The sequence below is a fragment of the Crateriforma spongiae genome (assembly GCF_012290005.1).
GTDB classification, from domain to species: domain Bacteria; phylum Planctomycetota; class Planctomycetia; order Pirellulales; family Pirellulaceae; genus Crateriforma; species Crateriforma spongiae.
Map to the genome: position 1 here is coordinate 1 of NZ_JAAXMS010000024.1, position 2,664 is coordinate 2,664.

Below are 2,664 nucleotides of genomic sequence, written 5' to 3' on the forward strand. Positions count from 1 at the left end.
GTTTTCGTGTGCGCGGTCGGCCGTCTTTGATAGTGAATCGAGATCGAATGCGGTGTCATGTTTGACCGTGTCGCTGAACGCATTGGCCGTGCTCGGTCTTTCGCCGCTACGCAATGTTGACTGAACGCAGAGACGATCACCACGTACCGACGCTTTGAATCAACCGATACTTCAAGCCGCCAGGGTGTTTGCGTCGGAACGTCGCGATCTTCAAGCCGGTTCGAGCGGTGTTTGCGCGGTCAATTTGGTGAATGTGCTACGTTGCCTGACCTGTCCTGAGTTCAAACGCGGTCTCGGGGCTCCCTACGCCGCCGGCCGCTGGATGTCTTCTTTTCGTGTCTGGCCGTCGGCTCCGGCAACCCCGATCCCGCAACGCTTTGGTCGGCTTCGGCGAGAAGAAACTCGATGCTTCAAGCCGTGCGACGTTGCCGGCTTGATTCGATGTGTAACAATGCGTTCAACCGAAGCGGGGTTGATCCGTCTTGGACGCTTCGCTGACCACGTTTCCACGCCCCCGCTCGGTTAACGCGGCCGTTCGCCGACTGACGTGCCCAACATTACTTTCCGAAACGAGAAATCAAATGAAACTTAAGTCCAACATGTCCTGCCACCCGGACTCACCGACCGCTCGGAATCGCGACGCTGGGCAAGGGCGGTGGGCAATGTTGATGGTCGCGTTGATCGGTGTGGTACTCGTTGTGCTCGGTCTGATTCAAGCCTTAGACACTGCGGGCGATTCATCAATTCTGTACCGAGGATGGTCCACCATCGTATTTGGGATCTCAATCGTGACCCTTTCGCTTTCGACCGGTCGGCTCATTCCGAATCGCTAGCCGTCCATTGGAAACACGCATACAGAACGTGAGTTCTAGGTGCAGCCGATACGCGTGGATTCACAGCGGCGGCGAACCATCGCATGCAACGGAGCGGCGGTGGCTACTTTTCGCAAATGGAAGATCAACTCCCGCCGCCCGCTGATGCGTGGCGTTATCCGATTGATGATTTCCAACGCTTAACCAGAGTTGATAATGCCGCGAGATATGGACCTGATCCGGAAGTTGCTAATTTTCTTTCGAGACAAACCAGGGCCTGACATGGTCGACGTACCGCCGATTGAAGGCTTCGACGACGACAACATCAAATATCATTGTGTCCTGCTTTACGATGCAGGGTTCCTTCGTTGTGAACCGATCACTTCATCCACGAGTGATCGTGTTATCGAGGTGTATCCGTTTGACTTGACCTGGAGCGGCCATGAGTTCGTCGACAAGATTGCGAACGACGGGATTTGGGCCCGAGTTAAGGAGACGGTCTCATCACGCGGCGGTGTGATGGCATACAACGTGATTAATAGCCTAGCAACAAAGTACGCTCTCGATTCGGTTGGCTTGTAACGTAGACGCAAATGCCTCGGATAACCATGGCGTGCACACGGAGCGGGGCTTGCGGCTGGATTTGAAATGGACAACTTTATTCTCCCCGCCCGGTGACGCCGGACGTTCGCCGACCGAGTTTGTGACGCTCCCATGCGATTCAACCCTTGACCCAGAACATCAATCCCTACGTAGCTCCAACTGAAAACTCCGGACGCACTCCATCCCCGACCGAACCGTCTACTTGGCGACGCAATTTCGGATCGCTCGGCGCAATCGTGTTGGCCTACTGCTTGATCGCGGCGATGTTTGTGGCGTCACGGCGTTCGTTGCCGCCACCGATTGTGTATCCACTACTCATCGCTGCATTCTGCGTCTCCACTTGGGCGAACTTCCAGCTTGGACCGCGAATTGGTTGGCGGCGTGGCGGACTTCCTGTTGTGTTCATCCTAATCTTCGGATGGGCGGTCGTTTACGTAATCGTGTCACTGACCGGGGCGGGTGTCGTATACTGGCTGCTCGATCCCGATCGTTTACTACACTAACCCGTGATTGCGGCGAACCATGCGATGCAACGGAGCCGGGCTTGCAAGGTTTCACGAATGGGAAATCGACTCTCCCGGCCCGCTGATCGCCGCCGTTCGCCGACATGATTGACTTCAGCATTACCGAACAAGATATCGCGATATCCAAAGCCCGCTGGGAACCGGAGTTCCGCGCGTTTGCTGAGCGTTCATCGCGACTGCTGTCCTCGACTCGTCGGTTGCCAATCTTCGCTGATGCTGTTTCACTCGCTCGGGCGTGGCTAAACCGAACCTTGGTTCGTGACTATCAACGGCGCAACAACCGCACTCTGTTGCTGATCGGCGATGAACATCTTGCCACAGCAGGCGCTGACGTGCTTGGGAACGCCGGAATTGAATATACCCACATTTTCCCGACTGCCTGGATTCACTGGCTTGGTACTGAGTTCCGCGGAAGTCCGGGATGGTGGATCGCTACGCACTGGGCAATCAACAACCCGCAGCGACTCCTCCACTTCGCGGAATTTGAATTCTCCGATCCGGGTCTAAAGCCGAACGAATCGTACCTGCTCTCATCGGCTTACGGGTCGCGTGGTACCGATTCGATCTGCCGACTCGTTGATGGTAAACTGCATGTTGACGAACCATTCGCCGAATGGGTTGAGTGCGCATGACCTGGGCGCGGCGAACCATCCCGTGCACCGGAGCCGGGCATGCGAGCGTTTTGACAATGGTTGACCTTTCACTCCCGGCCCGGTGACGGGCGA

General features: G+C 56.2%; 3 protein-coding genes. 2 read left to right on the forward strand and 1 reads right to left on the reverse strand.

The window, feature by feature from the left end; translation table 11 throughout:
• Positions 1–1,028 precede the first annotated feature (1,028 nt).
• Positions 1,029–1,394 carry a DUF2513 domain-containing protein gene (locus HFP54_RS24985; RefSeq protein WP_168567282.1) on the forward strand — a complete coding sequence of 122 codons (366 nt, stop codon included), beginning with the start codon at positions 1,029–1,031 and terminating at the stop codon, positions 1,392–1,394.
• Positions 1,395–1,659: 265 nt separating this feature from the next.
• Here HFP54_RS24985 and HFP54_RS24990 read toward each other — a convergent pair whose 3' ends face one another.
• Positions 1,660–1,821 carry a hypothetical protein gene (locus tag HFP54_RS24990; protein WP_168567283.1) on the reverse strand — a complete coding sequence of 54 codons (162 nt, stop codon included), beginning with the start codon at positions 1,819–1,821 and terminating at the stop codon, positions 1,660–1,662.
• Between the two features lie 201 nt (positions 1,822–2,022).
• On the opposite strand from HFP54_RS24990, the gene HFP54_RS24995 reads away from it, so the two are divergent.
• The gene (locus HFP54_RS24995) at positions 2,023–2,571 is read left to right on the forward strand and encodes a hypothetical protein (protein ID WP_168567284.1); all 549 of its coding nucleotides are present in this window, start codon (positions 2,023–2,025) and stop codon (positions 2,569–2,571) included.
• The last annotated feature ends 93 nt before the right edge of the window (positions 2,572–2,664 follow it).